The 6,443-nt window shown below is 71.1% G+C and carries 6 protein-coding genes; 2 read left to right on the top strand and 4 right to left on the bottom strand.

What is annotated here, in order from left to right; translation table 11 throughout:
- A partial coding sequence (locus QR78_RS16765; RefSeq protein ID WP_048428693.1) for an invasion associated locus B family protein occupies window positions 1-614 on the top strand: 614 nt, incomplete at its 5' end.
- A 132-nt stretch (window positions 615-746) separates the two neighbouring features.
- Here the strand turns inward: QR78_RS16765 and hspQ are convergent.
- Together hspQ and QR78_RS16755 are read right to left on the bottom strand one after the other, a co-directional pair.
- Window positions 747-1,112, bottom strand: coding sequence for a heat shock protein HspQ (gene hspQ, locus QR78_RS16760; RefSeq protein ID WP_048428694.1), 366 nt, complete (start codon window positions 1,110-1,112; stop codon window positions 747-749).
- 123 nt (window positions 1,113-1,235) lie between these two features.
- The gene (locus QR78_RS16755) at window positions 1,236-2,291 is read right to left on the bottom strand and encodes an HpcH/HpaI aldolase/citrate lyase family protein (protein WP_048428692.1); all 1,056 of its coding nucleotides are present in this window, start codon (window positions 2,289-2,291) and stop codon (window positions 1,236-1,238) included.
- A 482-nt stretch (window positions 2,292-2,773) separates the two neighbouring features.
- Between QR78_RS16755 and QR78_RS16750 the strand changes: the two genes are divergently transcribed.
- Window positions 2,774-3,997: a patatin-like phospholipase family protein gene (locus QR78_RS16750; protein ID WP_048428691.1), complete on the top strand. Its 1,224-nt coding sequence runs from the start codon at window positions 2,774-2,776 to the stop codon at window positions 3,995-3,997.
- Window positions 3,998-4,161: 164 nt separating this feature from the next.
- Here the strand turns inward: QR78_RS16750 and QR78_RS16745 are convergent, their stop codons facing one another.
- Both QR78_RS16745 and QR78_RS16735 read right to left on the bottom strand, forming a co-directional pair.
- The gene (locus tag QR78_RS16745; RefSeq protein ID WP_048428690.1) at window positions 4,162-5,010 is read right to left on the bottom strand and encodes a GNAT family N-acetyltransferase; all 849 of its coding nucleotides are present in this window, start codon (window positions 5,008-5,010) and stop codon (window positions 4,162-4,164) included.
- A gap of 244 nt (window positions 5,011-5,254) precedes the next feature.
- The coding region (locus QR78_RS16735; protein ID WP_048428688.1) for a UbiH/UbiF family hydroxylase at window positions 5,255-6,443 on the bottom strand (1,189 nt) is incomplete at its 5' end.

Raw genomic sequence — 6,443 nt, 5'->3', positions numbered from 1 at the left:
CCGCCCCGGCGGCGCCCGCCGCGCAGGGCCAGCAGCAGACCGGCCCGATGGTCGTGCAGGTGAAGGCCGAGCCGTCCCAGGCTGATTGGACCAAGGTCTGCGGCAAGGACCAGGGCAGCGGCAACGAGGTCTGCTACACCACCCGCGACTTCGTCTCCGACCAGGGCCAGGCGGTGCTGGCGGTGGCGGTCTACGACATGAAGGGCCCGCAGGGCTCGAAGGTGGTGCGCTTCCTGATGCCGCTCGGCCTGCTGCTGCAGCCCGGCATCCGCTTCACGGTCGATAACGGCCAGCCGACCGCCGGCCGCTATGCCGTCTGCTTCCCGAACGGCTGCTTCGCCGAGGCCCCGGGCCTGAAGGACGACGTCGTCGCCGCGATGAAGAAGGGCACGACCCTGAACGTCAGCGTGCAGAACCAGATGCAGCGCGAGGTCACCTTCGCGGTGCCGCTGGCCGGCTTCGGCAAGGCCTTCGACGGCGCCCCGATCGACCCGAAGGTGCTCGAGGAGCAGCAGAAGAAGCTCCAGGCCGAGCTCGAGAAGCGCTCCGAGGACATGCGCAAGCAGCTCGAGCAGAAGGGCGCCGCGGCCCCCGCGGCGGCTCCGGCCAAGTAAGGCTTACGTCATCGTCGCGGGCTCACGGCCCGCGACCGGAGACGAGAAAGGGCCGGGCGGCGACGCCCGGCCCTTTCTCGTTCGCCTGGTGCGGTTCCCGGACGATCCCGTCCGAAGAACGGATCGCGATGCTCAGTTCGCCGTGTCGCTCCGCATGCGGTAGCCGCCCCGTGCGTCGCGCTCGAACATCTCGGCGATGCGGGCGTGGCGCAGGGCCTCGCCGGACTCGTCCGGCACCAGGTTCTGCTCCGAGACGTAGGCGACGTACTCGGTCTCCTGGTTCTCGGCGAGCAGGTGGTAGAACGGCTGGTCCTTGGACGGCCGCACCTCCTCGGGGATCGCCTGCCACCATTCCTCGGTGTTGGCGAAGACCGGGTCGACATCGAAGATGATGCCGCGGAACGGGTAGATCCGGTGGCGCACGACGTCGCCGATGTTGAACCGGGCGAGGCGGATGACCGCGCCGGACGGCGCGGCGTCGGGCTGCGGGGCGGGCATGGCGGAGGTGGTCTGTCCGAAGGGCATGGGCATCAACATAGGATGACGGGGGCGGGATTGCACCGGCGCGCCGGTCGCGCGCAAGGCAGGTCCCGCCCCCCTGGTCTCACGATGCCGGGAGCGTCACGCGTCCAGGCCGTAGGCCCGGGCGAGGTCGGGGTCCTTGGCGGCGACGAGCTTGGCGAGGTCGACGATCACGCTGGCCTGCTTCCAGGTGGCGTCGTCCTGCATCTTGCCGTCGAGCATCACCGCGCCGGTGCCGTCGGGCATCGCCTCCAGGATCCGCCTGGCGAAGGCGACCTCGGCGGTGTCGGGGGCAAAGACGCTCTTGGCGATGGCAACCTGGCTCGGATGCAGGGTCCAGGCGCCGGCACAGCCCATCAGGAAGGCGTTGCGGAACTGGACCTCGCAGGCGGCGGCATCGGAAAAATCGCCGAACGGGCCGTAGAACGCCTTGAGGCCGTTGGCCTGGCAGGCATCGACCATCCGGGCGATGGTGTAGTGCCAGAGGTCCTGCTGCACGCTCGCCCGCTCGGAGGCGCCGGGCGTCGGGTCGGCGATGACCTTGTAGTCGGGGTGGCCGCCGCCGACCCGGGTCGTCTTCATGCCGCGCGACGCCGCCAGATCCGCGGGGCCCAGGCTCATGCCGTGCATGCGCGGCGACGCGCAGGCGATGGCGTCGACGTTGGCGACACCCTCCGCCGTCTCCAGGATCGCGTGGATCAGGATCGGCTTCGCGACCCCGGCCTTCGCCTCGAGCTGGGCCAGCAGCTGGTCGACGTAGTGGATGTCCCACGGCCCCTCGACCTTGGGCACCATCACGACGTCGAGCTTGCTGCCGACCTCGGCCACGATCTCGATCAGGTCGTCGAGCAGCCACGGGCTGTTGAGGGCGTTGACGCGGGTCCACAGGCCGGTGCCGTGCCGGGCGAAGTCCACGTCGCGGGCCATGGCGATGAAGCCCTTGCGGGCGTTCAGCTTCTGGTCGGCCGGGACCGCGTCCTCGAGGTTGCCCAGCACCACGTCGACCTGTCGCGCCAGCTCCGGCACCCGGGCCCGGACCTTGTCGTTGTGCGGCGGCACGAAGTGGATCATGCGCTCCAGGCGCACCGGTAGCTCGCGGAACGGGGCCGGGGCCCCGGTGGCCAGGGGCTGGAAGAAGCGGCGCGGCAGTTTCATGGGCGTATCGTCTCCAACCCCGGGCACGGCCGGCTCGGGGCGCGAGCCCGTTCTCGCGCAAGCCCGGCCGTGCCCGAGGGTTAGTGCAGGGGCGCCGCGGCCGTAAAGGGCCCCGCGTCTCGGCAGAAGGTCGGGGCGTCCTGAGTGAGACGAGCCGTGATGATCGGGCCGCCCTCGCGACCGAAACGGCGACGCGCGCCGCCTGCGGCCCGTCACGATTGACCCCCCACCGATCTCCTCAAGTCACCCCGTGAAGACTTGCGATGTTTGATTTCAGTGTTAGCATCATTACGGCCGGAAGGGGCAGAAGATCCCGGACGGTGCGGCGGCCGGACTGAGCGACGGCCGAGGACATCCGCGCCGTGACCTGGCGGGTACCCGGGCGAAACCTGGACGCGCGTGCCCTTTCGCACGTGCGTGATGGAACGGGCGTGGGGTCCCGGCGTTCACCGGATGAGGCGGGCGGCGGAGGATCGACACTCATGTCGCAAGAGATGAGCCGACGCCGGCTGGCCGGCGCGGCAATGGCGACGCTCGCCCTGGTGGCGGCGGGACCGGCCCGGGCCGGCACGGTGGCGGACCGGCAGCGCTCGACCGTTCGGGCGAGCTTCACGGCGGAGCAACTGGCGGCGGGCCGGCCCGAGGGCCTGCCCGCGACGGTGCGGCTGCCGGGCGACGACCCGGCGGCGTTCAAGAGCTTTCTCGACGGCGCCACGATGGCCTCGCGCGCGCCCTGGCTCGCCCTGTCGGGCGGCGGGGAGAACGGCGCCTTCGCGGCGGGTCTCCTCAAGGGCTGGACCCAGGCGGGCACGCGCCCGGATTTCGGCGTGGTCACCGGAGTCTCGACCGGCGCGCTGATCGCGCCCTTCGCCTTCGTGGGTGCCTCGCAGGACGGCGCCCTGGAGAAGGCCTATACCGACACCTCCGCGGCGGACGTGTTCGAGTTCGGCGGCGGGCAGGAGAGCCTGACCGACACCTGGCCGCTCAAGCGCGGCATCGAGCGCAGCGTCACGCCCGCGCTGCTCGCCGCCGTGGCGGCCGAGCACCGCAAGGGACGGCGCCTCCTCGTCGTCACCACCGAGCTCGATTCCCTGCGCCCGACCCTGTGGGACATGGGCGCCATCGCGACGGCGGGCGGACCCGCCGGGCTCAAGCTCTTCCGCGAGGTGATGCTGGCCTCGGCGGCGATCCCCGGCATCTTCCCGCCGGTGATGATCGACGCGACCGGCCCGGACGGGAAGCGCTTCCAGGAGATGCACGCCGATGGCGGCGCCACCGCGCCGTTCTTCGTCGCGCCGGGCCGCTCGTTGCTGGAGCAGGTCGAGGGCGCATCGCCGGCAGACGACAAGCTGCCGGCGCCGGCGATCTACGTCGTCGTCAACACCTCGCAGGCGCCCGACTTCCAGGTCGCCCAGCGCTCGATGCTGAGCATCCTCGGCCGCTCGCTCTCGGCGATGATCAAGGCCCAGACCGCCGGCGCCATCGCGGTGACGAAGGCCTTTGCCGCCCGCACGGGCACGCCGATCCACGTCGCCACCATCGACCAGCGCTTCGGCCAAGTCTCGCAGGCGCCGTTCGAGCAAGGCTATATGCGGGCCCTGTTCGCGCACGGCGAACGGCTGGGGCGGGCCGGCACCGCCTTCGACTGGTCGCCCGACACGATGGCGACCAGCTCGACCCGGCGCAGCGCCAGCAACGCGCCGTAGAAGTCACTGCGAAGCTTCGTCGGAGGTCCGACAAAGCAGGATCGGTGTACAGGCCAACCGACATTCCGGGGTCCCGCCGCAGGCGAGACCCCGGAATGTCGAGGGAGCAAGCTAGAGCATGAATCGGCGCCCGGCGTCGGCAGCGTTCTCTCTCTCGCTACGGCTCAGGTATCGCGCGTGAGACGGGTTGTTCTGCCTTCGGTCTTTTCGGGTTCATGAGCGCGCGACCTGACCCAACAGCGCGTGAGCAGCAGAGGTCGAAAGCCGAGCTTGGCATAGAGATACCGTGCTTGTCCTCCGACCACGGCTCCGAGGAAAACGCTGCTGCAGCCGCAGGCCCGAAGTTCCCCCGCAAAGGCTGCGATCATACCGGATGCGATGCCCTGCCTTCGGTAAGCGGGCAGAGTGAACAGATCTTCGATGATGCCCGCTCCACTGGGAGCGGTGGCTGAAGCCCCGTAGGCGACGGGCTGGCCGTCGACGCAGGCGAGGTGGAATCGGTAAGCCCCCTGCTTGGCGCGGTAGCCGGCGACGATGCCATCCGTCACTTCTGGAGCGAGGACTGCGCCACCGGTCCTCGCTCCCTCCTCATGGTCCCGGCGCACGAGGGCCGCCAACGCCTCCCAATCAGACTCGTTTTCGACCGGGTTCAGGTCGGTAATGGAACGCGCGCGAACCTGCCCCTCCAGCCGCATCTGGATGACCGCCGGCTGCTCCTTGAAGCCGTCCAACGCGAGCCGCGCGGTGAAAGGTTCGGGGGTGAAGGGATCGGTATGGATCACGCCCCACGGAGAATGGCCCAAATGATCGCTCATGGCCTGGAACACGCCATCGATCTGTTCGGGCGTTTCAGCCGTCACTGTATCGATGTGGTTCGCGTCCCAGACCTCCGGGTGATCGGGGTTCCTCACCACGCGGGCGTACTGCGTCTCCACGGTCTGATGGCCGAGGCCCCGCTGCCAGCGATAAGCTTCGACGATCGTGCGCAGACGAAGGTCGAGCGTCCGTTCCATCACCGCTGCTACCTCTGAAGGCTGGACCAGGGCTCGTGGATCGATCGGGCGATAAGCTCGCACGGGGAACGGTATCCGAGCGCGCTGTATCGGTGAACCCGGTTGTCGTGGTCGAGCCGGGCGTGAAGCTGGCGGAGAATTGCCTCGGTAACTGAGATCGGAAAGACGCGGACGCAGGCGCGCTTCAACGTCCGGGCCAACGCCTTTGTCATGCCATTCAGAAGAATGCCCCCGCGGATCGCCCTCACCCGCGCATCAGCGTCGGCGTCCCCAGCCGCGGGGTCACGCCCTCGCGCATCACCAGGCGGCGCAAGGGGGCGATGGTCGAGAGAGCCAGCAACCCCGCGCCGCGGGCGAGGTCGCTCGGCAGGAAGGCGGTGAGCAGGCTGCGGTTGAGGGTGTCGACCGCGCCGGTGCGCAACCGGGCATCGAGGGCCCGGCCGCGGGCGAAGCCCGCCAGCACCGCCTCCGAGCCGGGATCGCGCGCGCCCTCCGCCACGGCGTCGCGGAGCGCCGCGGCGTCGCGCAGGCCCAGGTTCAGCCCCTGGGCGCCGATCGGCGGGAAGACGTGGGCGGCCTCGCCGACGAGGGCCAGGCGCGGGCCGACCGGGCGCGGCACCGAGAGGCCGCGCATCGGCACGAGGCCGCGAGGCCCATCGATCCGCATCGCACCCAGCATCGACTGCGCCTGCCGCTCGATCGCCGCGGCGAGCGCCGCATCGTCCAGGGCGGCGAGGCGCTCCGCCCGCGCCTCGGCCGAGACCCAGACCAGGCTGGAGCGGCGCCCGCCCGGCAGCGGCACCAGGGTGAAGGGTCCTTCGCGGGTGTGGAACTCGGTCGAGACCTCGCGGTGGTCGCGGGCATGCGCCAGGATCGTGGTCAGCGCCTTCTGCGGGTAGGTCCAGCGCCGTGCCGCGAGACCCGCCGCCTCGCGCAGGGGCGAGGCGCCGCCATCGGCCGCGACGACGAGGCGGGCGGCGACGTGCCCGCCGCCCTCCAATGCCAGCACGGCCCGGTCCGCCGCGACGGTGCACCCGGTGGAATCGTGCTCGACCGGCACCAGTTCCGGGACCGCCCGGGCGCGGGCCCGCAGGGTCTCGACGAGGCGGGCGCTCTCGACGTTCCAGCCGAAGGCGTCGAGGCCGATCTCGCGGGCGACGAAGCGGGCCGGCGGCGGACGAAACAGGCTGCCGGTGTCGTCGATCAGGTGCATCTCGGCGAGCGGCGCCGCCTGCGGCTCCAGCGCCTCCCAGGCGCCGAGCGCCCGCAGGAGCCGCACCGAGCCGTCGAGGAGGGCGACGGTGCGCCCGTCGGCCACGGGCGCGTGGCGGCCGACGAGGGCGGTGCGCACCCCGTCGCGGGCGAGCGCCAGGGCGGTGGCGAGGCCGACCGCGCCGGCGCCGACCACCGCCACGTCGTAGAGGGGTCCTTCG

Source organism: Methylobacterium indicum, from assembly GCF_001043895.1.
Taxonomy (GTDB): Bacteria; Pseudomonadota; Alphaproteobacteria; order Rhizobiales; family Beijerinckiaceae; genus Methylobacterium; species Methylobacterium indicum.
This window is presented reverse-complemented; position numbering and strand designations above follow the sequence as displayed.